The 23,892-nt window shown below is 35.1% G+C and carries 18 protein-coding genes; 12 read left to right on the top strand and 6 right to left on the bottom strand.

Translation table 11 applies throughout. The features are described 5' to 3' along the window. The first annotated feature begins 123 nt into the window (after positions 1-123). Positions 124-2,364: a TonB-dependent receptor family protein gene (locus B4N66_RS05210; RefSeq protein WP_291092871.1), complete on the top strand. Its 2,241-nt coding sequence runs from the start codon at positions 124-126 to the stop codon at positions 2,362-2,364. Positions 2,365-2,554: 190 nt separating this feature from the next. Here the strand turns inward: B4N66_RS05210 and B4N66_RS05205 are convergent, their stop codons facing one another. After that, positions 2,555-3,376: a ZIP family metal transporter gene (locus B4N66_RS05205; RefSeq protein ID WP_188361459.1), complete on the bottom strand. Its 822-nt coding sequence runs from the start codon at positions 3,374-3,376 to the stop codon at positions 2,555-2,557. Between the two features lies 1 nt (position 3,377). Next, entirely contained in the window at positions 3,378-4,031 is a 654-nt protein-coding gene (locus tag B4N66_RS05200; protein ID WP_188361460.1) for a metal-dependent transcriptional regulator, read from the bottom strand. Positions 4,032-4,117: 86 nt separating this feature from the next. Between B4N66_RS05200 and B4N66_RS05195 the strand changes: the two genes are divergently transcribed. Together B4N66_RS05195 and B4N66_RS05190 are read left to right on the top strand one after the other, a co-directional pair. Beyond that, positions 4,118-6,418, top strand: coding sequence for a TonB-dependent receptor (locus B4N66_RS05195; protein ID WP_291092870.1), 2,301 nt, complete (start codon positions 4,118-4,120; stop codon positions 6,416-6,418). Positions 6,419-6,531: 113 nt separating this feature from the next. Then, positions 6,532-6,942, top strand: a complete 411-nt coding sequence (locus tag B4N66_RS05190) for a BrxA/BrxB family bacilliredoxin (RefSeq protein ID WP_188361462.1) — start codon at positions 6,532-6,534, stop codon at positions 6,940-6,942. Positions 6,943-6,994: 52 nt separating this feature from the next. Here B4N66_RS05190 and B4N66_RS05185 read toward each other — a convergent pair whose 3' ends face one another. Together B4N66_RS05185 and B4N66_RS05180 are read right to left on the bottom strand one after the other, a co-directional pair. After that, the gene (locus B4N66_RS05185) at positions 6,995-9,058 is read right to left on the bottom strand and encodes a glycosyltransferase family 9 protein (protein ID WP_291092867.1); all 2,064 of its coding nucleotides are present in this window, start codon (positions 9,056-9,058) and stop codon (positions 6,995-6,997) included. 17 nt (positions 9,059-9,075) lie between these two features. Next, positions 9,076-9,318 (bottom strand): hypothetical protein, encoded by a 243-nt coding sequence (locus tag B4N66_RS05180; protein ID WP_291092865.1) that lies wholly within the window; start codon positions 9,316-9,318, stop codon positions 9,076-9,078. A 165-nt stretch (positions 9,319-9,483) separates the two neighbouring features. Between B4N66_RS05180 and B4N66_RS05175 the strand changes: the two genes are divergently transcribed. From B4N66_RS05175 to B4N66_RS05140, 8 genes are all read left to right on the top strand, one after another. Continuing rightward, positions 9,484-10,842, top strand: a complete 1,359-nt coding sequence (locus B4N66_RS05175; RefSeq protein ID WP_291092862.1) for a rhodanese-related sulfurtransferase — start codon at positions 9,484-9,486, stop codon at positions 10,840-10,842. 17 nt (positions 10,843-10,859) lie between these two features. Further along, positions 10,860-11,291 (top strand): IS200/IS605 family transposase, encoded by a 432-nt coding sequence (gene tnpA / locus B4N66_RS05170; RefSeq protein WP_291092859.1) that lies wholly within the window; start codon positions 10,860-10,862, stop codon positions 11,289-11,291. A 375-nt stretch (positions 11,292-11,666) separates the two neighbouring features. Then, positions 11,667-12,842, top strand: a complete 1,176-nt coding sequence (locus B4N66_RS05165; protein WP_291092857.1) for a PSP1 domain-containing protein — start codon at positions 11,667-11,669, stop codon at positions 12,840-12,842. Then, complete coding sequence (locus B4N66_RS05160) at positions 12,826-13,311, top strand: gliding motility lipoprotein GldH (protein WP_291092855.1); 486 nt, start codon at positions 12,826-12,828, stop codon at positions 13,309-13,311. Before B4N66_RS05165 ends, B4N66_RS05160 begins: the two co-directional genes overlap by 17 nt. Before the next feature lies 1 nt (position 13,312). Then, on the top strand, positions 13,313-15,592 hold the full coding sequence (locus B4N66_RS05155; RefSeq protein WP_291092851.1) for a penicillin-binding protein 1A: 2,280 nt from the start codon (positions 13,313-13,315) through the stop codon (positions 15,590-15,592). Positions 15,593-15,682: 90 nt separating this feature from the next. Beyond that, on the top strand, positions 15,683-16,381 hold the full coding sequence (locus tag B4N66_RS05150) for a CoA transferase subunit A (RefSeq protein ID WP_291092849.1): 699 nt from the start codon (positions 15,683-15,685) through the stop codon (positions 16,379-16,381). Positions 16,382-16,478: 97 nt separating this feature from the next. After that, the gene (locus tag B4N66_RS05145; RefSeq protein WP_291092848.1) at positions 16,479-17,138 is read left to right on the top strand and encodes a CoA transferase subunit B; all 660 of its coding nucleotides are present in this window, start codon (positions 16,479-16,481) and stop codon (positions 17,136-17,138) included. 19 nt (positions 17,139-17,157) lie between these two features. Then, on the top strand, positions 17,158-18,330 hold the full coding sequence (locus B4N66_RS05140; RefSeq protein ID WP_291092846.1) for an esterase: 1,173 nt from the start codon (positions 17,158-17,160) through the stop codon (positions 18,328-18,330). 2 nt (positions 18,331-18,332) lie between these two features. On the opposite strand, the gene B4N66_RS05135 is transcribed toward B4N66_RS05140, so the two are convergent. Both B4N66_RS05135 and B4N66_RS05130 read right to left on the bottom strand, forming a co-directional pair. Then, positions 18,333-18,722: a hypothetical protein gene (locus B4N66_RS05135; protein ID WP_291092845.1), complete on the bottom strand. Its 390-nt coding sequence runs from the start codon at positions 18,720-18,722 to the stop codon at positions 18,333-18,335. Positions 18,723-18,736: 14 nt separating this feature from the next. Next, entirely contained in the window at positions 18,737-20,425 is a 1,689-nt protein-coding gene (locus B4N66_RS05130) for an ABC transporter ATP-binding protein (RefSeq protein WP_291092844.1), read from the bottom strand. A gap of 188 nt (positions 20,426-20,613) precedes the next feature. Between B4N66_RS05130 and B4N66_RS05125 the strand changes: the two genes are divergently transcribed. Continuing rightward, a complete protein-coding gene (locus B4N66_RS05125; protein ID WP_291092843.1) occupies positions 20,614-23,877 on the top strand; it encodes a S8 family serine peptidase in 3,264 nt (1,087 codons plus the stop codon). Positions 23,878-23,892 lie beyond the last annotated feature (15 nt).

The following is a 23,892-nucleotide window of genomic DNA, read 5'->3' as shown; positions in this document are numbered from 1 at the left end:
GAAAAAGCCTACTTATTCATTTTCAATACATTAAAAAAAATTAAAAAACTTTCCTTATTTATATTTTGTCTAAATAAAATCTATAATTACTTTTGCAACGTAGATTAAATCTAAATAACAATAATGAAAACCACATTTACACTTTGCCTGCTTGCTTTGACAAGCTTTTCTTTTGCTCAAAATTCAGAATCACAAGACGATTTAGCTTTAAATGACACCGTTAGAAGATTAGACGGAGTTACGGTAAACGCTGATGTTTTGGTGGGAAGTAAATTCAAAGCAAAAAATAAAGCGGGTTCAACTTATTTTATTTCTCCTGAAGAATTAAAAACTTTCAATTATTCAGATATCAATAGAATTTTAAGAAGTGTTCCTGGTGTAAACATTGTAGAAGAAGAAGGTTTCGGTCTTCGACCAAGCATCGGATTAAGGGGAACAAGTCCGTCAAGAGCATCAAAAATCACCTTGATGGAAGACGGAATCTTAATTGCACCGGCACCCTATTCTGCTCCGGCAGCGTATTATTTTCCAACCGTTAGTAGAATTCAAAGTTTTGAAATTTTAAAAGGAGGAAGTCAAATTCAATACGGTCCTTACACAACCGGTGGAGCAATTAATATGGTTTCAAACCAAATTCCTTCTCAATTTTCAGGTAAAGTTGTCGCCTCGATGGGAAGTTTTGATACCAAAAATACGTATGTGAATGTTGGTGATAATTTCAAAAACTTCGGTTATTTAATAGAATACAACAATCGTAATTCTGAAGGTTTTAAAACCATCGATTTTAGCAACAGAACAACCGGCTACAACGGAAATGATTATGTGGCAAAATTTAGAGTGAACACTAGTCCGGAAGCAAAAATGTTTCAATCGTTGACGTTAAAAGCTCAGTTATCCAATGAATACTCAGATGAAACGTATTTAGGTTTGACGCAAAACGATTTTGACAACAATCCATACCGTCGTTATTTATCTTCCGAAGCGGATAAAATTGATACGAAACACGACCAATTAATGTTAACGCATTTATTCATTCCGGTTGATTATTTAACGATTACAACTAAAGCATACCGCAATAATTTTAAAAGAAATTGGTATAAATTACACGATGTGAATGTAGGTGGTTCAAATGTTTCTTTAGCATCAATATTAGATAATCCAGAGGAAAATCAAGCGGGTTACGACATTATTACCGGAGCAGTAAACACAGCAGATAACGCTTTAAGATTACGAAATAACAATCGTGGTTATTTGGCAGAAGGAATTCAAACCGTATTAAATTTCAAACTAAACAGTGATGTTGTCACACACGATATTGATTTTGGAGTTCGTTATCATTTAGACAGCGAAGATCGTTTTCAATGGGATGATCGTTATAAAATTCAAAATAATGCATTATTCAGAACTTCTACCGGAACTCCGGGTACACAAGATAATCGTGTAGAAAGTGCAGAAGCAGTTTCCGCTCACATCTTATATAATTTAACTTATAAAAAGTTTACATTTTCTCCCGGAATTCGTTATGAAAACATCATTCGTCGTAGTTTAAATTACGGTACAGCAGATTTAGACAGAACCGGTGTAAACTTAAATCACAGACAAAACAGAACAGAAGAATACATTCCAGGTTTAGGCGTTTTGTATAAATTTAATGATAGTTACACGGCATTCACCAGTTTACACAAAGGTTTTTCGCCTCCGGGAGTTAATGAAGAAGACAAAGGTGAAAGCAGCATGAATTATGAAGCCGGATTCCGTTTTACCAAAAAAGCATTAAACGGAGAAATCATCGCTTTTTACAATGATTTTAATCGTTTGCAAGGTGCCGATACCAATGCAGCAGGTGGAACCGGAACGGGCGATTTGTTTAATGCCGGAGCAGCTCAAGTACAAGGTTTAGAAGTTTTGGTTTCGTATGATCTTTTGAATAATGATAATGCAGCGTTTAAATTGCCGATTACTTTCAGCTACACTTTTACTGATACTGAATTAAAAAACAATTTTGAAAGTGATACCGAAGCGTGGGGAGAAATTGAAGTTGGTGATGAAATTCCCTACATCGCAAAAAATCAATTTTCGATTATTGCCGGTTTAGATCATAAAAAATTCAATGTTTCCATCAGTGGAAAATACAATGATCAATTTAGAACCGTTGCCGGACAAGGTTCAATTCCGGATAACGAATTGGTGAAAAGCAACTTCATTATTGATGCTTCTGCCAAATATCATTTAACCGAAAAAGTAAGTTTGATGAGTAATATCGTGAACTTATTAGATAAAGAATATGCTGTTTCAAGAGTTCCTGCTGGATTACGTCCGGGAATGCCTTTTGGAATCCATTTCGGAATTTCAGCACAATTTTAAAAAATGTTTTTATTTGTTTGTTAAAGGTTCTCTGTTTTTGATGGAGAACCTTTTATCTTTGTACTATGATTGATTTTCAGGAAATAATCGCGTTTATCATTTTAGGAATTGCAATTGTTGTTCTCTATTTTCATTTTTTTGGTAAAAAGAAATCGAAGAAAAATTGCAGTAGTGATGATTGCGGTTGTCATTAACTCCCCAATGCCACATCCAAACTCATCATAACAACAAATCCGCCAATGAAACCTAAAGTGGCAATATCCGTATGTTTGTCTTGTTGCGTTTCCGGAATTACTTCTTCTACTACCACAAAAATCATGGCTCCGGCAGCAAATGCTAAAGCATAAGGTAAAATTGGGGTAAAAAACGTAACCGCAACTGCTCCCAAAACTCCGGCAATGGGTTCAACTAAAGCAGACGATTGTCCGTATAAAAAACTTTTCTTTCTACTCATTCCCATTCGTCGCAACGGCATAGAAACGGCAATTCCTTCGGGAAAATTTTGAATCCCAATTCCAATGGCTAAAATAGTAGCTCCTGCAATAGAGGCTTCAGGAATTCCGGCAGCAACGCCACCAAACAAAACACCAACCGCCAATCCTTCCGGAATGTTGTGTAATGTTATGGCCAAAACCAAAAGTGTCGTTTTTTGCCAAGGCGATTTTACACCTTCTGTTTCTTTGAAATTGATATGTAAATGCGGTAAAACTTTATCCAAACCAAACAAGAAAAAGGCTCCTAAAAGAAAACCAACTGCTGCCGGCATTACTTTTACAAAACCTTCTCCTTCCGACATTTCGATGGCAGGTGCAAGCAAACTCCAATAACTGGCAGCAACCATAACTCCGCCCGTAAAACCAAGCATTCCGTCTAAAGCGGCACGATTCATCGTCTTAAAAAAGAACACAACTGAAGCTCCTAACGCCGTTAAAAACCAAGTAAATAACGTGGCATATAAAGCCGCCAAAATGGGGTCAATACTCGATAAATAGTCTACAATGCTATCAAACATATTATATCACTTTTACAAATAAATTACCGGCAATTTTATTCGAAATTAAAATCTCTTTTCCATTCATTAAAATAGTTAGCGACATATCAAAGGCTTCTTTATTGATAATTTCAATTTCCGAACCTAACGAAATTTGATGTTTATCTAAATACTGCAAAAAACTCGGCGAACTATCTTTAACACCTAAACACATCACTTTTTTGTTCAAACCCACTTCAGAAAGTAATTGTTTTTCCACTTTTATCATCTGTCCATATCGATCAGGAATCGGATCACCGTGAGGATCTTCTTTAGGGAAGCCTAAAAATTCATCCAATCGATTAATCAATTTCTCCGATTTAATGTGCTCCAATTCTTCCGCCAAATCGTGTACTTCATCCCACGTAAAATCTAATTTTTCTACCAAAAAAACTTCCCATAAACGATGTTTTCTTACAATCATTTTGGCAGCGTGCAATCCTTTTTGAGTGAGCGTCACACCTTGGTATTTCTGGTAATCAACCAATTCTTTTTCGGCTAATTTCTTTACCATATCCGTAACCGAAGATGCCTTACTCTCAATCATACCCGCAATCGCATTGGTATTAATTCCTTTGGGCGAAACCAACGATAAATGATAAATTACTTTGATATAATTTTCTTCCGAATAGGTCATAAATTCAATTAATTGAAAACAAATATACTAAGATAATTTGATATGAGTAAAATAATTTTTAGTTTTGTCTAAATTTATTTTTTGGTATGAAAAAAATTCTGCTCTTAGTTGTTTTATCTTTTACATTAATTTCACAAGCTCAAGAAAAAGGAACGGTTGTGGGTCATATTTTATCTGAAGGTCAAGCGGTTCCATTTGCTAGCATTCTTTTGAAAAATGCAACAACAGGAACTTCGTCTGATGAAAACGGAAATTATTCCATTGAAGTTCCGTCGGGTAAGCAAACCATCATCGTCCAAGCCATTGGTTTTAAAAATCAAGAAAAAAATATAAATGTTCCTTCCGGAGGAAAAATTCATTTGGATTTTAATTTAGAAGAAAGTGTTTTCGGACTCAATCAAGTCGTTGTTTCAGCCACTCGTGGATTGCAAAAAAGAACCGAAGCTCCTGTGATTGTAACCGTTACAAATTCGGAAGTTTTACAAAAAGCACAAGCCATCAGTTTATCGGAAGGATTGAGTTTTCAACCCGGATTGCGAATGGAAACCAATTGTCAGAACTGTGGATTTTCTCAAGTTCGGATGAATGGTTTGGATGGAGCTTATTCTCAAATTTTAATGGATAGTCGACCGATTTTTTCTGCCTTAAATGGTGTATATGGTTTAGATCAAATTCCGACCAATATGATAGAAAGAATTGAAGTGGTTCGTGGTGGCGGTTCATCTTTATATGGATCGAATGCGATTGCGGGCACCATCAACATTATTACAAAAGATCCGATTGAAAATTCGTTTGAAATTAATTCGCATTTAGGTTTAATTGACGGAAATGTGCCCGACAAAGCATTAACGTTAAACGGAACAGTTTTATCAGAAGATTTGAATTTAGGAATTCAGATTTTTGCGATGCTCCGTGACCGTGAACCTTTTGATGCCAATGATGATAATTTTACGGAAATTACGACAATGCAAAACCGAACTTTCGGATTCAAATCGTTTTATCGTCCGTTTGAACGAAGTAAAATTACAGCCGAATTTCATACTGTAAACGAATTTAGAAGAGGCGGCGAAAACCGTTTTGATTTACAACCGTTTGAAGCTCTTACGACAGAACAAATTACTTCCAAAATGGTGGGTGGCGGACTCACATTTGAGAATTATTCGGAAGATGAAAAGAACAAATATGCTGTTTATTTCAACACCCAACAATCTAAAAATGATAACTTTTATGGTGGTCGAGCCGATGATGAATTTGGAAATATCGACTATGAAGAAAGCATTCGCGGTTACGGAAATACTGAAGTTGTAACTTGGATCGGTGGAGCTCAATACAACCGAAAACAAGAGTCATTTTTAGGCGGGTCGGCAACCTTAACAACCGGAGCCGAATACAAAAAAGAAATGATGGTTGATGAAAAACCGGGTTATAATGCATTTGTAAATCAAACACTAGATATTTTAGGAATTTATGCTCAACAAGAATGGAAAGTCAATGAAAAATTGAAAGTTTTAGGCGGATTACGAGCCGATTTTCACAATGCTGCCGATGAGGCTGTGATTTTTAATCCGAGACTAAATATACTCTATAATTTTAAAGAAAATTTGCAGTGGCGAAACAGTTATGCCAAAGGTTTTAGAGCCCCACAAGTCTTTTCGGAAGACATTCACGCCCGAATTGCTGCCGGAGAAGTCGCATTGGTTGAACTAGCGGATGGATTGGAATCGGAAACATCACATTCGTTTTTAACGTCCTTAGATTGGAATAAAGTTACTCCAAACTCTGAGGCCGGATTGACATTTGAAGCTTTTTACACCCGATTAAACGACCCTTTTGTATTGGAACAACTTTCAGAAACGATCTGGGAAAAACGCAACGGAAAAGGAGCTGATGTGTATGGTGTGAATTTGGAAGCAAAATATGCACCGGGACAAAAATGGCAGTTTCAAGCAGGTGCTACGATTCAAAAAGCGATGTATGACGAAGCGGTTCAATGGAGTGAAAACTTGACGAATACAAATCGAAATTTCTTCCGTTCGCCAAATGTGTATGGAAATTTAATGGCAACATTTTCGCCTAAAAAAGCATTTCAAAACAATATTTCTGTAGTTTACACAGGAAAAATGTATGCTCAGCATTATGCCGGATTTATTGCCGAAGATCGTTTGGAAACAACAGGTGATTTTTATGAAGTCAATTTAAAATCATCGTATACGTTTGTGGTAAAAGAAAAATTGCACCTTCAATTAAGTGGTGGAATTCAGAATTTATTCAATCAATACCAAAAAGATTTTGATTTAGGTGTAAATAGAGATGCAACTTATATTTACGGTCCATCTCGACCAAGAACTATTTTTGTAGGATTAAAAATCGGAACAGATTTGTTGTAAAAACTTATTTAATCATAACAAATCTTTATGATTGAAATCATCAAATGAAAATGATTTCTTAGTAACTTTGCAATTGAAAAATTTTACATCAATAATCTAAAATAAGAATAGATATGTATCCAGAAGAAATGGTAAAACCAATGAGAGCCGAATTATCGGAAGTAGGTTTTCAAGAATTATATAGTGCAGAAGCAGTAGAAAATGCAATTTCACAAAAAGGAACAACGTTGGTAGTTGTGAATTCTGTTTGCGGATGTGCTGCCAGAAATGCAAGACCAGGAGCAAAAATGAGTTTAGACGGTGCTAAAAAACCAGACCAATTAGTGACTGTTTTTGCCGGTGTTGACAAAGATGCGGTTGATGCGGCTAGACAACACATGTTTCCTTTTCCACCATCGTCGCCAAGTATGGCATTGTTTAAAGATGGTGAGTTGGTTCATATGTTAGAACGGCATCACATTGAAGGCCGTCCGGCGGAAATGATTGCTGAGAATTTAAAAGATGCTTATAACGAGTTTTGTTAAGCTCTATTTTATAAAAATTAAATCCTTTCAGATGTAAATTTGAAAGGATTTTTTATTTCAATTCAGGAATACAGAATATTACTTGTTGTTCAATAAAAACATGAATAAGCGATTCTTCTTCCTCCGAAAAATCGTCTTTGAAGTTTCCTTTTAAAATTTCTTCTACGGAATTTTTCATAGATAAGTCGCGGTACTCAATCAACAATTCGTTCTCATTGATTTTGAGTAAGCAATCTTTTTCAGAAAAATCAACTTCTAAAAGTGGATTCACTTTTAAATCGAAAGCAATTTCTTCATAGGCTTTCTGTAAAAGTGAATACAATGCATTTAAAACACGCGGAACCGTTGTGGAAGACAAACAAACCCTGTCAGGACAATTTAGAATCACATCATAGTTGCATCGCAAATCGCAATTGCCTTTTTTGCCCCAAATGATTTCATTAAACTTGGCAAAACTTCCCCAAGAACCTGGGCCAGTTGGACCATAAATTCCGACTGTTGGAACGTTGAATGCTCCGGCGACGTGGGTAATTCCGGCATCGTTTCCAATGTGGAAAAAAGCGGACTCCATTGCTTTTCCAATGTCGTCTAAACCTCCTGTAACATAGTCGATATGAGGCATTTCTTTAGTGAAAAAATCAGCAGGATTTGGATCTTCTTTCCCTAAAATAATTTTACATTTTAGTTTTGGAAATAAGTGATGGAGTTCTTCAATCAATTTAGCATAATTTTCTGTTGGCCAAATTTTTAATAGAAAACCGGCACCCGGATGAACGGTATAATACGGATTTTCATAATCTGTATCTCTTTCAAAATAAGGATAACCTTTACTTTGATTAGAATAATTTTTATGAAACTTTGCTAATCCGTCAATATGATGCTGAATGGAATGCTGTTTAACTTTTTTATGTGTTGAATATCTGATTGCATGAGGCAAATCATAACCACGAAAAGCAGGATAATTTCCTAATTCGATGATTTTATCAAAATCGGCTTCTTTTTCTTTGATTTTTTCTTCATCAACAATGATAATCTCTTTAAAATACTTCGTAAAGAAAGAAACTAATCTTGGATGAACCGCAAAACTTACCGATTTAGAAACTTCTTTTAAATTGATTAAACTGGGCAAACAAAAGAAAATATCGCCCAAACCACCATAACTTTTATAGACCAAAACATTGCCTAAATCGGGAACATCTTCGGTTTCATTTTGATTTAAAATACGACTTATATTATCCCAAAAAATTTGTGGTGTTTCTTTCATTTCCTGTTCGGCTCTTTCTTTATCATTGGGATAAAAATCAAACGACCACGTTCCTACTCTGTCGTTTGTAATCATTTCACAACCCGACAAAAAAGCTTCTGCAGCCAATCTTCCGGATGGTTCCGGCCAAACCGGTTTACAGAAAAAGTGCTTTGATTGACCAAGAATTTTTAGAACTTCTTCATTTGGGATATAATCATTCAAAAAAACATTGGAAGGTAAATCCCTTCTTAACTCATTTTTTCCATACACTTGAAAGGTAAATTGCGGATTTTCCAGAGCATAATCAAGCAAAGCTTCACCACCTTTTAAATAGCTAATATCTCCAAAAAAAGGAATTATACTATCGTTTTTTATTTCAGAAATTTGCAATTTATCAACTTCAACTGTGGGTGCCATTATAATTTTATTGGCAACCGATTCGCCATAAAAAGCATAATGGTCTTCAAAATGTTTTGGTGATTGAAACGCATTCAACTTTGCATTTCCAAAAACTTCATGATATAAATGGTATTTTTCGTTGTCACAGCAGTTTCTAATTCCTCTGTCAACTGTGCATAAAATATTCCTTCGAATACAAAAATTGTAATCAAATTCAATTTTGACGTAGTTTATTTTTTTATCAACTAAATAACTAAGCAACTTTTTTTCAAATCGGCATCGAGAAGTACTATTCAACACAATTAAATCCGATTGCTGAATTTTACTTTTTGTTAACTCAAAATCAGTCAACAAATCAACTTCAACAAAGTAACCCAATTGATTGCCAAGAGCGACCAATTGGGTTATAGTTAACTCAGCACCACGTTTTAAGGAGGTGTAGGTGTCATGTAAAAAAAGTATTTTCTTCAATGAATAATTATAGGAGATTAATCATCATAATAGCCATCGTCGTAGTAACCGTCGTCGTAATAACCATCGTCATAATAGCCATCATCGTAATAACCGTCGTCATAGTATCCATCATCATAGTATCCATCATCGTAATAACCGTCATCATAAGAATCATCACTGTCTGACGAACAGGAGGCAACTAAATTCCCTGTGATCACTAAAGCCGAACTGACTAGTATCACCTTTCCTGAATTCTTTAAAAAATTACGTCTGTTCATAAAATCAATTAGTTAGGTTAAACAAATATATATTGTTTTTATTTTATAAAACAAGTGATTAAATAAAAACCCTACTATTTATATTTAATCTAAAATGTTTATTTTTGTAGCGAATTCTTCCATTTAGAATTCATCTTATTGTATTAACCCAAAAACGTTTATAGCATGCAACTGTATAACACGATGAGGGCAGAAGAAAGAGCCGAGCTTATTGATCAAGCCGGCAAACAACGACTTACGTTGTCTTTTTATGCCTACGCCAAAATTGAAGACCCTAAAAAATTTAGAGATGATTTATTCTTAGCCTGGAATCCGTTGGATGTCTTGGGAAGAATTTATGTGGCTCACGAAGGAATTAACGCCCAAATTTCGTTGCCGGCAGACAATTTTTATTCGTTTAAAGACACTATTGAAGCGTATGATTTTATGAAAGGAATTCGCCTCAATGTCGCTCGTGAACACGATGATTATTCCTTTTTGAAGTTAACCATCAAAGTGAGACATAAAATTGTAGCTGATGGGCTTGATGATTCCACTTTTGACGTAACCAACAAAGGAATTCATTTAAAAGCGAAAGAATTTAATCAACTTTTAGAAGATCCAAATACAATTGTAGTCGATTTTAGAAATCATTACGAAAGTGAAATTGGTCATTTTAAAGGAGCAATCACTCCGGATGTGGATACGTTTAGAGAATCGCTACCTATTATTGAAGAGCAATTGAAAAATTTTAAAGAAGATAAAAATCTCTTGATGTATTGCACGGGCGGAATTCGATGCGAAAAAGCCAGTGCGTTTTTTAAACACAAAGGTTTTAAAAACGTATATCAATTAGAAGGTGGAATTATTGAATATGCTCGTCAAATTGAGCAAGAAGGTTTACAAAGTAAATTCATTGGTAAAAATTTTGTTTTTGATCATCGCTTAGGCGAAAGAATCACAAACGATATTGTTTCGCAATGTCATCAATGTGGAAAACCGTGTGATAATCATACTAATTGTGTAAACGATGGTTGCCATTTATTGTTCATTCAATGTGAGGAATGTAAAGAAAAAATGGAAAATTGCTGTTCATCTGAATGTCAGGAAATCACTCATTTACCATTAGCAGAACAAGTGAAATTACGTCGTGGAATTCAAAAAGGAAATATGATTTTCAAAAAAGGAAAATCCGACGCACTTAAATTCAAGCATTCCGGTGAATTGAGCGATAAATCATTAGCTACAGCCGAAAAACCAAAACCCATTCGCGAACGCATCAAACAGAAAAAAATATTGGTTGGCAAAGCAGAACATTATTACACCAAAGCACAAATTGGCTTATTTTTAATTGAAAACCAAGAAATAAAATCAGGAGACAAAATCTTAATATCAGGTCCAACCACAGGAAATCAGGAATTGGTTTTAGAGAAAATCTTTGTCAATGGCAAAGAAAATTCTGTAGCAAATGTAGGAGATAAATTGACTTTTGCAGTTCCGTTTAGAATTCGATTGTCGGATAAATTGTTCAAGATTATGACTTAAAAACCAGTAAAAAATATATGCCACACTCATTCACGAAAATTTGGATACACGCCATCTGGACAACAAAAAGCAGAATTGAACTAATTGATTATTCTATCGAAAAGAAAGTTTATAATTTAATTTATGATGAATTAAAGGAACTCAATTGCCCCACTAGAATTATCAATGGAATGCCAGATCATGTTCATACTTTGTTTTTATTAAATTCTCAAAAATCTTTAGCTGATGTTTTAAAACAAGTCAAAGGAAGTGTTTCACATGCTTTAAACGGTAGTGATTTATTGCCTGGAAAATTTGCATGGCAAACTGGTTATGCCGCATTCTCTGTTAGTGAATCACAATTACAAAAAGTGCATGATTATATTAAAAATCAAAAAAATCATCACTCAAAGATGAACTTTGATGAAGAGCAAAAAGTGCTTTTGAAGTTGCATGACATTAAGGAGTAAGTTAGATTCATTTTAACTTCCCACGGTTGAAACCGTGGGCGAAGTTTGAAATAGATGGCGGATGTTTAAACAAACAAGGTTAACGCAAAACAACTTAACCCAAGGTTTTAACCGTGGTAAGCATGAAGAAAAAATTGAAACTGTGGGCGAAGTTTGAAGTAGATGACGAATCTTTACGCAAACAAGGTTAACGCAAAACAACTTAACCCACGGTTTCAACCGTGGGAAGAATGAAGAAAAAATTGAAACCGTGGAAAAGTAAAAAATTTGTAAAATCTTACCACTGCAACTTCTATCAAAAAAATACTATCTTTACAAACTTAACGTTTAATGTCAGTAGTCCTGATAAAAAGGGGTGACCAATATATATAAATTATGGCTTGTACAAACTGTTCTACGGGGAGCAAAACCGGTGGTGCCCCTCAAGGATGTCAAAATAAAGGGACTTGCGGCACCGATAGCTGCAACAAATTAACGGTTTTTGACTGGTTAGCAAACATGAGTTTGCCAAGTGGTCAAGAACAATTTGATTGTGTGGAAGTGCGTTTTAAAAACGGACGTAAAGAATTTTACCGCAACACCGAAAAACTTTCTTTAATTATAGGCGACATTGTTGCCACAGAAGCTTCTCCTGGTCACGATGTAGGAATTGTAACCCTTGTTGGTGAATTAGTAAAAGTTCAAATGAAGAAAAAAGGAGTGAATCATACAAGTCCAGATGTTGCAAAAGTGTATCGAAAAGCTTCTCAAAAAGACATTGATATTTGGGCCGATGTGCAGAAAAAAGAAGAGCCCATGAAAGTGAGAGCCCGTGAAATTGCTATTCAGCTTCAATTACAAATGAAAATTTCAGACATCGAATTTCAAGGTGATGGTTCCAAAGCTACCTTTTATTACACTGCCGAAGACCGAGTTGATTTTCGTCAATTAATCAAAGAATATGCTCAGGCTTTTAAAACCAGAATAGAAATGAAACAAGTTGGGTTTCGTCAAGAAGCAGCTCGCTTAGGTGGAATTGGTTCTTGCGGAAGAGAATTATGTTGCTCAACATGGCTCACCGATTTTAGAAGTGTGAATACTTCTGCTGCACGTTATCAACAACTTTCTTTAAATCCTCAAAAATTAGCCGGACAATGTGGTAAACTCAAATGTTGTTTAAACTACGAGTTGGATACTTACATGGATGCGTTAAAAGATTTTCCTGATTTTGATACTAAAATCGAAACCGAAAGAGGCGTTGCTTATTGTCAAAAACAAGATATTTTTAAAGGTTTAATGTGGTTTGCTTATGCAGATAATATTGCGAATTGGCACGTAATTCACATTGATCAAGTAAAAGAAATTGTAGCCGAAAATAAACAGCGAAAAAGAATTTCTTCCTTGGAAGATTTTGCGTTAGAAATTGTGGCAGAACCGAAACAAGATTTCAACAACGCAATGGGCCAAGAGAGTTTAACCCGTTTTGATCAACCAAAAAGAAAGAAAAACAACAACAATAATAACAAAAAAAGAAGACCAAATAAAATTGTTAAAAATGACCCTAAAAAATAGTCTGTTTTTAGTTTTTTTATTGATTTTTGTGACATCTTGTGACAAAAAAAGACTTTTTGACGAATATAAAAAAGTTGGAAAAGTGTGGCACAAAGACAGTATTGTAACTTTTTCTGTGGAACAAAAAGATACAGTTGCCAAACATAATCTTTACATCAACATACGAAACAACAAAAATTATGAATTCAATAATTTGTTTCTAATTGTTGAAATGGAACAACCCAACAAAAAAACAATTGTTGACACGTTGGAATATCAAATGGCCGAACCCGACGGAACTTTAATGGGCGAAGGTTTAACCGATACGAAAGAGAATAAATTATATTACAAAGAAAATTTTGTGTTCCCAAAATCAGGTAAATATCAAATTTACATTCAACAAGCCTTACGAAAATCAGGAAAAATTGAAGGCATCACAGCACTGGAAGGTGTAACCGATGTTGGATTACGAATAGAAAAAGCAGAATAATATGGCTAAGAAAAATAATTCTACCGTTAAAGACATAAGTTACTATCAAAAAAAATTCTGGAAAGTATTTTTCATCGGATTAACTGGTGTAATCTTATTTTTTGTTTTTGCCAGCTTCGGACTGTTTGGATCCATGCCAAGTTTTGATGAATTGGAAAATCCGGATTCAAATTTAGCTACTGAAATCATTTCTTCAGATGGTGTGGTTTTAGGTAAATTTTACCGTGAAAACCGTTCACCTGTAACATTTGATGAATTGCCAAAACACCTTGTTGATGCATTGGTTGCTACAGAAGATGAACGTTTCTACGAACACTCAGGAATTGATGCCAGAAGAACTTTTGGAGCGGCTTTAAGACTTGGATCAGACGGTGGAGCAAGTACTATTTCACAACAATTAGCGAAACTTCTATTTCATGGAGAAGGTTCTAAATTTATTCTTTTTAGATTAGTTCAAAAGGTTAAAGAGTGGATTATTGCTACCAAACTAGAACGTCAATATACTAAAAATGAAATTATTGCACTCTATCTAAATAGAGCAGATTTCGTTAATACGGCTGTGGGAATAAAATCTGCCGCTAAAGTTTATTTTGGAAAAGAACCACGTGATTTATCTATTGAAGAAAGTGCTTTGTTGGTTGGAATGTTAAAAAATCCATCGCTTTATAATCCTACCAGAGAAAAAAGAAAAGAATTGGTTTTAAACAGAAGAAATACTGTGCTAAATCAAATGGTTAGAAACAACTTTTTAGAACCGGAAGCAAAAGCACAATTAGAAAAAAAACCAATCGTTTTAGATTTTAACCCCGAAAGTCATTTAGAAGGAATCGCTACTTATTTCAGAGAATATCTTCGCGATTACATGAAAAAATGGGTCAAAGAAAACAAAAAACCGGACGGTTCAGAATACAATATTTATAATGATGGTTTAAAAATCTACACCACCATTGATTCGCGTATGCAAAAACATGCCGAAGAAGCAGTGCACGAACATTTAAAAAACCTTCAAGTAGAATTTTTTAAAAGTCAGAAAAGAAATAAAAATGCTCCATTTTACAGAATCACTGACGATGAAACGGAGAATTTGCTAAAAAGAGCAATGAAAAATTCTGAACGTTGGCGATTGATGAAAGCTCAAGATAAAAGTGAAGCAGACATCATCAAATCGTTTGACATAAAAACAGAAATGAGAGTTTTCACTTGGAAAGGTGAACGCGACACAATTATGACTCCAATGGATTCCATCCGTTATTATAAACATTTCCTAAGAAGCGGAATGATTTCAATGGAACCACAAACAGGTCATGTGAAAGCTTGGGTAGGCGGAATCAACTACAAACATTTTCAGTACGACCATGCCGGACAAGGTGCAAGACAAGTTGGATCTACTTTTAAACCTTTTGTTTACGCCACAGCCATCGAACAATTGAATATGTCGCCATGTGACTCAATTATTGATTCTCCATTTACAATTCCAAGAGGAAGACACAATGTTAGTGCTAATTGGACACCAAGAAATTCAGACGGAAAATACCGTGGAATGATTAATTTAAAGAAAGCACTGGCTAATTCTATCAATACCATTTCTGCAAAATTAATCGACAGAACGGGACCAAAAGCTGTTATTGATTTAACACATAAATTAGGTGTTTCTGCTGATATTCCGGAACAAGTTTCAATTTGTTTAGGAGCGGTAGAAATTACCGTTCAAGACATGGTTGCCGCTTTCAGTACATTTGCAAACAAAGGAATTTATATAAAACCGCAATTAATTACCCGTATCGAAGATAAAAATGGAAACATCATTTATGAAAACATTCCGGAAAGTCACGATGTACTCAGTCAAGACATTGCATATGCGGTTGTGAAATTAATGGAAGGCGTGACTGAAGACGGAACAGGAACTCGATTACGTGCTGGTAGAGCAGGTTTTAGAAGTTACGACTATAAATTAGACAACCCAATTGCAGGAAAAACCGGAACCACTCAAAATAACTCTGATGGTTGGTTTATGGGGTTTGTACCCAATTTATGCACCGGTGTTTGGGTAGGATGTGAAGACAGATCCGCCCGATTCAACACAACTGCCATGGGTCAAGGAGCCACAATGGCTTTGCCAATTTGGGGAATTTATATGGATAAATGTTATAAAGACAAAAAACTTAATGTTTCCAAAGACCCATTTGAAAGACCGGAAAACATCACCGTGAAAGTTGATTGTTGGAAAACCGTAAAAGACACATTAGACTTTGATCAGGATTTAGATGAATTCAATTTTTAGAAAATTCACATAAAAACAATAATAAAAGAATGGACTTTGCAAAAAGCCCATTTTTTTATACCTTTAAAATTCGAAAAACAAACAAACGATATGATTACACGAAAAGTAAATTCTGTTCAAGAAGCTCTTGTTGGAATTACCGATAATATGACCATTATGCTCGGGGGTTTTGGCCTTTGCGGCATTCCTGAAAACAGCATCGCTGAATTAGTAAAAATGGGCGTTTCTAATCTTACTTGCATTTCCAATAATGCCGGTGTGGATGATTTTGGATTAGGATTATTGCTTCAAAAGAAACAAATTAAGAAAATGATTTCGTCTTATGTTGGTGAAAATGCCGAATTTGAACGTCAAATGCTTTCAGGAGAATTAGATGTTGAACTCACACCTCAAGGCACATTAGCCGAAAAATGTAGAGCCGCTCAACACGGAATTCCAGCCTTTTTTACACCTGCCGGATTTGGAACTGAAGTTGCCATCAATAAAGAAATACGAAAATTTGACGGAAAAATGTATGTGATGGAAGAAGCCTATAAAGCCGATTTCGCCATCGTAAAAGCATGGAAAGGAGACGAAGCCGGAAACTTAATTTTTAAAGGAACCGCTAGGAATTTCAATTCTTGTATGGCTGGTGCGGCTAAAATTACCATTGCAGAAGTGGAAGAATTGGTTCCCGCCGGAACATTAGACCCAAATCAAATTCACATTCCCGGAATTATGGTGAACCGAATTTTTCAAGGCGAAAAGTTTGAAAAAAGAATCGAACAAAGAACAGTTAGACAGAGATAATGTGGCAATAAGAAAATGTGGCAATGAGTCAATTAATTTCTCACACATCTTCCCACATTGACACATCGACTAATTAACAAATTGACACATTAAAAAAATGGCTTTAGATAAAAATCAAATTGCAAAACGAATTGCAAAAGAAGTAAAAGACGGTTACTACGTAAATTTAGGAATCGGAATCCCGACGTTGGTTGCCAATTTTGTTCGAACCGATATTTCAGTTGAATTTCAAAGTGAAAACGGCGTGCTTGGTATGGGACCATTTCCGTATGAAGGAGAAGAAGATGCGGATATCATCAACGCAGGAAAACAAACTATTACCACGTTGCCAGGAGCTTCCTTTTTTGATTCTGCTTTTAGTTTTGGAATGATACGAAGTAAAAAAGTAGATTTAACGATTTTAGGAGCTATGGAAGTTTCCGAAAACGGAGATATAGCCAACTGGAAAATCCCCGGAAAAATGGTGAAAGGAATGGGCGGAGCAATGGATTTAGTCGCTTCGGCAGAAAATATCATCGTTGCCATGATGCATGTGAACAAAGCCGGTGAATCAAAAGTTTTAAAAAACTGTACGCTTCCACTAACGGGTGTGGGTTGCGTAAAAAAAATTGTCACCGAATTAGCCGTCATGGATGTGACACCAAACGGTTTTAAACTTCTTGAAAGAGCTCCCGGTGTTTCTGTTGAAGAAATTATCAAAGCTACTGAAGGAACATTGATTGTGGAAGGAGAAATTCCGGAGATGGTTTTAGATTAAAATTTAAAAAATTATAAAAATGAAAAAGTCTACGTATTCGCTTCTTCTTTCACTTTGCTTTTCAATCATTTATGCTCAGGAAAATGTAGATTTTTCGGGTGAGAAAAAAATTATTTCGCCCGAAATTCATGGCGATAATACCGTTACATTTCGTTTTGAAGCTCCGAACGTAAAGAAAGTATTTTTAGAAGGAGATTTTCTTAATCAACAAGGATTGCTTGAAGGAAAAACCGAAATGAAAAAAAATGAAAAAGGAATTTGGACTTTTACGACTTCTACTCTTCAGCCCGAATTATACAGTTATAAATTTATAGCAGATGGTTTGGCTGTTAACGACCCAAATAACGTTCATTTTAGTAGAGATGTGGCAACTGTTGTCAATATTTTTATTGTTCCCGGTGGAAAAGCCGAATTATATAAAGTAAATGATGTGCCACACGGAACAGTTTCAAAACGATGGTATGAATCGCCTACTTTAAAAATGAACCGAAGATTAACGGTTTATACTCCGCCCGGATATGAAGAAAGTAAGGAGAATTATCCTGTTCTTTATCTATTGCACGGAGCAGGTGGTGATGAAGAGGCTTGGATAACCCTGGGAAGAACTGCTCAAATTTTAGACAACCTAATTGCTCAAGGAAAAGCAAAACCAATGATAGTTGTCATGCCAAACGGAAATGCCAGTCAATCAGCAGCTCCCGGAGAGTCAAAAGAAGGTTTTTATACTCCGGACTTTATTCAACCGGATATGTTTTCGGGAAACACCGAAAAAGCATTCGGCGATGTAATTCAATTTATTGAATCGGAATACCGTGTAAAAAAAGAAAAATCATCAAGAGCCATTGCAGGGTTATCGATGGGAGGATTTCATACCATCATTATTTCTGCTAATTATCCAAAAACATTTGATTATATGGGCGTGTTTTCGGCGGCTCTTTTTCAACCTAAAGAAGCTGAGAGTGAAATGTATTTAAACATCGAAAAAAAGCTAAAAGCTCAAAAAGAGAATAATTATAAATTATATTGGAAAGCGATTGGCAAAACGGATTTCTTATACAAAGAAGCCACCGATTTTAGAAATCTACTTAATTCGATGAATTTCAACTATACCTACAAAGAATCGGAAGGTGGGCATACTTGGTCAAACTGGCGAGATTATCTTTCAGAATTTGCACCTTTATTATTTAGATAATTTCATTTATTCAAAAATGCCAACAAAACCTCATTTGCATTGCCAAAAGTAGGAGGCTGATCGGTTACACTCACCACTCTTTTTTTGTTTAATTTATATGTCAAATCAAATTCTGTAGTAAACAAAATAACCGATAAAAACGGATTATTGATAAAAGGAAGTAAACGATCAAAAGCACTATCAATAGTATGAATTTCAAACAATTCTTCTCTTTGAAAGCGGAATTTCAGTTCCAATTTTAATTCGTTTTCTTCTAAAATGGGTCGTATAAAAATATTTTTTATTTCGGTGTTGCCAATGGTTTTCGCAAAAGTAAGTTTGGCAAAAGTTCCGTTAGAAAGACTGGTTTTAAATTGCTCATAAAACTCAGAAAACGTTGCTGTAAATAACATAAATTTTTTATTTTTTATCCTTTCGGAATCGCTTCAATTAATTTTTTTGTGTAAGCACTTTTTGGATTGGCATACAGTTCATCCGCATCAGCTATTTCTTCAATCTTTCCTTTGTTCATTACCAAAACTTGATCGCTCATGTATTTCACCACAGCTAAATCATGGGAAATAAAGATATAGGTGAATCCGAAGTTTTCTTTTAATTCATTCAACAAATTCAAAACCTGAGCTTGCACAGAAATATCCAACGCAGAAACTGATTCGTCACACACAATCAATTTTGGTTGCAAAGCAATCGTTCTGGCAATTCCAATTCGTTGCCGTTGACCGCCGGAAAATTCGTGCGGATAACGGTTAAAAAAATCTTCACCCAACCCCACTCGCTCTAAAATTTCAATTGCTTGTGCTTTTCGTTCCGTGTCATTTTTATATAACCCGTGCACTTTCATCGGTTCCATAATTGCTTTCCCAATTGGAATTCTGGGGTTTAACGAGGAATACGGATCCTGAAAAATAATTTGAATTTCTTTTCTGAGTTTTCGGATTTCGTCTTTATTCAGTTTTGTAATATCATTTCCTTTGTAAAAAATTTGTCCGGCAGTTGCTTTGTCTAATTGTAAAATAGCGTTTCCTAACGTTGATTTTCCACAACCGGATTCGCCCACCAAACCAACTGTTTCGCCTTCATAAATTTTAAAACTTACATCATTAACAGCTTTAAAAGACAATTTTTTTCCGAATAAACCAACCGTTGACAAGTATTCTTTTTCTACATTTTTTACTTCCAAAAGAGGAGTTTTTGCATAAATTTTTTCCTGATTTTCTTTTCGTTCTTCGGCAGAAACAATTTCGCTTTTACTTGTTTCACTCAAAAAATCCTGGATTGTCGGAAGTCTTTTTAACCTAAATTCCAACGACGGTCTGGAAGCAATTAAAGCTTTGGTGTAATTGTGTTGTGGATTTTCAAAAATAGCTTTGGCATTTCCTTGTTCCACAATTTCCCCTTTATACATTACCAAAACCCGATTGGCAATTTCTGAAACCAGAGATAAATCATGGGAAATAAACAAAATACTCATCTTGGTTTCTTGTTGCAAATCCTTCAATAATTGGATTATTTCCTTTTGAACAGTCACATCCAAAGCAGTTGTCGGTTCATCGGCAATCAAAATTTTTGGCTTGCAGGCAATTGCCATCGCAATCATCACGCGTTGTTTTTGTCCACCTGAAATTTGGTGTGGATATTTATTAAATAGTTCTTCGGGATTAGGTAGTTTCACTTTTTCAAACAACGAAATTACTTCCGTTTTAATTTCCTTTTTGGATAGTGATGTATGTCTTTCTAAAATTTCTGCTACTTGAAAACCACATTTTAAGGATGGATTTAACGAACTCATCGGTTCTTGAAAAATCATCGCAATATCGTTTCCTCTTATTTTTTGAAATTCCTTATCGGATAAATTGGTAATATCTTTTTCGTTAAAAAGAATTGTTCCATTCGTAATTTTTGAAATCTTTAGAGGTAGCAAACCCATGATTGCCAGTGACGAAACTGATTTTCCTGAACCGGATTCTCCCACGATTCCCACGATTTCATTTTCAAATAAATCATAGGTTAAACTGTGAACAACGGGAACAAGTTCTTTCTCTTTTTTAAAAGAAATAGTGAGTTTTTTTACCGATAAAAGAATGCTGTTTTCCATTGTTTAAAATTAATCCATTTTTTTTATTTACATCTGTAAATTGCTTTTTTTCGTAATTTAAAGAAACAACTCATTTGAATTGACAATCTCAACATTCAACCATTGTTAAATAATGTATATTTTTTTAAGTAAATCAGTAGAAAAAATTAAATTTATATCTTTGAATCATTAAATTTCCCAATCAACTAATGAAAAACCTCTACATATCAAAAATAAACTTCTGTATAAGTTTTTTTATACTGCTCTTTTCCTTCTCTGTAATTGGTCAGACGGAAGAACAGAAAAAAGCCTTGTTAGAACAATATGATTTAGCAAAAATAAAACAATTGCAAGCTGAACTTTCTGAAAAAGCAAAAGCAGAAAAAGAAAAAGCTCTTTTTTCTGCAAAAGCAAATCAGTGGGAAGTTTTCAAAAAAAATGAAGACGGAAGCGTAGATGAGTTAATGGGTTTATTTCCTGATGGAAAGCCAAAATATTTTTCAGTCAACAACATCAATGCGGCTATTTCCACACGAGCAAATCAGTTGCATTCCGGTGGTGGATTAGGATTAAATCTCAACGGACAAGGAATGATTGGCGGTGTTTGGGACGGAGGTCCAACACGAACATCACATCAAGAATTCGGCGGAAGAATGATTGTGGGAGACGATGCAACCGAACTAAACGGCAATAGTTTCCACGCTACACACGTAACAGGAACAGTTGGTGCTGCCGGAGTAGATGCGGATGCCAAAGGAATGGCGTTTCAAGCAACGGTAAAAACATTTGATTGGACACAAGATGAAGCTGAGGTTTTAGGAGAGATTCAAAACGGTCTTTTACTTTCCAATCATTCTTATGGAACTCGGTTAATCAATGTGCCAAGTTGGTATGCCGGAGCTTATTCCCAAGATGCACTTGAATGGGACTCGATTCATTATGTTTCGCCCTATTATTTAATGGTTGTTGCAGCCGGAAATGACGGAAATATCGTTAACGAAAATCCTACCACTGTTGATTTTGATAAATTGACCGGAAATAAAAATGGTAAAAATAATTTGGTAGTTGCTAATGGTCAAGATGCTGAAATTGATACTAATGGCAACTTGATTTCGGTTAATATAAATTCTGCCAGCAGCGAGGGGCCAACCGATGATTTGCGAATTAAACCTGATATCACCGGAAACGGAACCGGAGTTTATTCTACCAACAGTAGTGGCGATGAAGAATACTCTTCCCTATCCGGAACTTCCATGGCGAGTCCGAATGTGATGGGAACTTTATTATTGCTTCAGCAACATTACAACAATTTATATCAAAAATTTATGAAATCGGCCACTTTGAAAGGATTGGCTTGTCATACTGCAGACGATGCCGGAAATCCCGGACCTGATGCTGTATTTGGATGGGGATTACTTAATGCTAAAACAGCTGCAAATGCCATTTCAAACAATGGATTGAACACTTGGATTTCGGAGGAAAGTATTACTCAAAATCAAATTTATACAAAAACTATTAAATCAATTGCCGGACAACCTTTGGTGGCTACAATTTGTTGGACAGATATTCCCGGTATAGCCAATACTGGAACTTTAAACGACCCAACACCAGCAATTGTTCACGATTTAGATATTAGAATCTCGCAAGGTTCAACCACTTTTTATCCTTGGAGATTGCAAGCAGATGCAGCTCAATTAGCACTAAGAAACGCAGATAATTTTGTAGATACTGTTGAAACAGTTGCAATTGATAACGCAAATGGAGGAGATTATACTATCACCATTTCGCACAAAGGAACTTTACAAACCAACAAACAAGATTATTCGCTTATCATTTCAGGAATTGATTCTGACTTTGGTTTTGTACCACTTGGCTATGACCAAACCGTTTGCTCAAATGAAAATGCCACTTTTTCATTCACATTTACTAGTAATGAAAGTGGAAATGTTTCGTTCTCCGTGATAGATGTTCCGGATGGTGCAGTTATAAATTTAAGCGAGACAACATTGAATAGCAGTGGAAATTTCGAACTAATCGTTTCTAATTTAACTGCTGTTGAACCCGGTAGTTATGCAATTGGCATTGTAGCTTCCAATACAAATGAATCTGAAACAAGATATGTGAATTTACAGATATTGAGTTCTGAATTTGAATTGATAAATACCATCTTGCCTTTAAATGGACAAACAGCTGTTGCGGCTTCGGTAAATTTAACTTGGGAAGAGGATGTAAATGCTGAAAATTATGTTGTTGAGGTTTCGACTGATGTTGCTTTTAATTCTATATTTTGGACAGAAACTACAGAAAACACAACTGTAAATGTAACCGACTTAAGCAGTGAAACAGTGTATTATTGGAGAGTAAAACCAAGTAATCGTTGTGGAAATGCAACGGCATTTGCTGTAGCGAACTTTCAAACCGGAATTTTTGATTGCGGGCTGGAATTTAGTGCTACAGATTTTTCAGATGCCTTTATTGATAATGTGGCCAATTCAACAGCTAGTATACCAATTTTTGTTTCCGGCGAAATCATGATTGCTGATATTAATGTGAGTTTGGATATTTCGCACACTTGGGTGCAGGATATGTCAATTTATTTGATTGGTCCACCTGAAATTGGAAGTCCGTCTATAACTTTGTTTGAAGAACCATGTGGTGGACAAGATGATATTATTGCTACACTTGATGACTCCGGTTCCTTCTTAAATTGTGGATTTAATCCTGCAATTTCCGGTATCATCAAACCCAATCAACCGTTAAGTGAATTAAACGGTTTATTGGCAGATGGAATTTGGACTTTATTTGTGATTGATAAATACAATAATGATGGCGGAACAATCAATGCTGTAAGTTTGTCTTTTTGTAACTCTACTTCTATTGAAAATAATTTAAACTTTACCAATAACGGAATAGTTACTGAAGTAAACACAACAAAAATAATTTCAACGGAAGAGATTAATGCTGAAACTCCCTTACAAACAACTTCAAATCAAGAATATACATTAATAGAATTGCCTTCTCTTGGTGTTTTGAAAAAAGAAACTGTCGATTTAGTTCTTGGTGATACATTTACACAAGAAGATGTAAATTTGAATAAAATCAGCTATACAAATTCGTTAACAGAAGAAGCAACAGATAGTTTTTTGGTTAATATTGAAAACGATTCATCGGGATGGTTGCCAAATCTTCTTATTCCGATCACAATTCAAGATAATCTTGGTTTAGTTGAAAATAATGGCATTCAAGCAATCATTTACCCAAATCCATCTAAAGGAAAATTAACTGTTTCCTGGTTTGAAAATTTGGAAACTACTATTGATTTATTTGATTTACAGGGGCGAATTATTCTATCCAAGAAAATCAATTCATCAAATATGGAATTAGATATAAATGAATTCTCAGATGGAATTTATTTGATTTCTGTTCAAAATGAAAAGGTAAAAACAACAAAGAAAATTGTGTTGAAGAGATAAAGAAAGGCTACAAAT

Origin of the sequence: Flavobacterium sp. UBA2787, from assembly GCA_002352205.1 — a bacterium.
Taxonomy (GTDB): Bacteria; Bacteroidota; Bacteroidia; order Flavobacteriales; family Flavobacteriaceae; genus Flavobacterium.
This window is presented reverse-complemented; position numbering and strand designations above follow the sequence as displayed.

Excerpts from the sequence above, each read along its gene's own strand:
- B4N66_RS05210 (WP_291092871.1), top strand. The coding sequence starts at position 124 with ATGAAAACCACATTTACACTTTGCCTGCTTGCTTTGACAAGCTTTTCT.
- B4N66_RS05205 (WP_188361459.1), bottom strand. The coding sequence starts at position 3,376 with ATGTTTGATAGCATTGTAGACTATTTATCGAGTATTGACCCCATTTTG.
- B4N66_RS05200 (WP_188361460.1), bottom strand. The coding sequence starts at position 4,031 with ATGACCTATTCGGAAGAAAATTATATCAAAGTAATTTATCATTTATCG.
- B4N66_RS05195 (WP_291092870.1), top strand. The coding sequence starts at position 4,118 with ATGAAAAAAATTCTGCTCTTAGTTGTTTTATCTTTTACATTAATTTCA.
- B4N66_RS05190 (WP_188361462.1), top strand. The coding sequence starts at position 6,532 with ATGTATCCAGAAGAAATGGTAAAACCAATGAGAGCCGAATTATCGGAA.
- B4N66_RS05180 (WP_291092865.1), bottom strand. The coding sequence starts at position 9,318 with ATGAACAGACGTAATTTTTTAAAGAATTCAGGAAAGGTGATACTAGTC.
- B4N66_RS05175 (WP_291092862.1), top strand. The coding sequence starts at position 9,484 with ATGCAACTGTATAACACGATGAGGGCAGAAGAAAGAGCCGAGCTTATT.
- tnpA (WP_291092859.1), top strand. The coding sequence starts at position 10,860 with ATGCCACACTCATTCACGAAAATTTGGATACACGCCATCTGGACAACA.
- B4N66_RS05165 (WP_291092857.1), top strand. The coding sequence starts at position 11,667 with ATGGCTTGTACAAACTGTTCTACGGGGAGCAAAACCGGTGGTGCCCCT.
- B4N66_RS05160 (WP_291092855.1), top strand. The coding sequence starts at position 12,826 with ATGACCCTAAAAAATAGTCTGTTTTTAGTTTTTTTATTGATTTTTGTG.
- B4N66_RS05155 (WP_291092851.1), top strand. The coding sequence starts at position 13,313 with ATGGCTAAGAAAAATAATTCTACCGTTAAAGACATAAGTTACTATCAA.
- B4N66_RS05150 (WP_291092849.1), top strand. The coding sequence starts at position 15,683 with ATGATTACACGAAAAGTAAATTCTGTTCAAGAAGCTCTTGTTGGAATT.
- B4N66_RS05145 (WP_291092848.1), top strand. The coding sequence starts at position 16,479 with ATGGCTTTAGATAAAAATCAAATTGCAAAACGAATTGCAAAAGAAGTA.
- B4N66_RS05140 (WP_291092846.1), top strand. The coding sequence starts at position 17,158 with ATGAAAAAGTCTACGTATTCGCTTCTTCTTTCACTTTGCTTTTCAATC.
- B4N66_RS05135 (WP_291092845.1), bottom strand. The coding sequence starts at position 18,722 with ATGTTATTTACAGCAACGTTTTCTGAGTTTTATGAGCAATTTAAAACC.
- B4N66_RS05130 (WP_291092844.1), bottom strand. The coding sequence starts at position 20,425 with ATGGAAAACAGCATTCTTTTATCGGTAAAAAAACTCACTATTTCTTTT.
- B4N66_RS05125 (WP_291092843.1), top strand. The coding sequence starts at position 20,614 with ATGAAAAACCTCTACATATCAAAAATAAACTTCTGTATAAGTTTTTTT.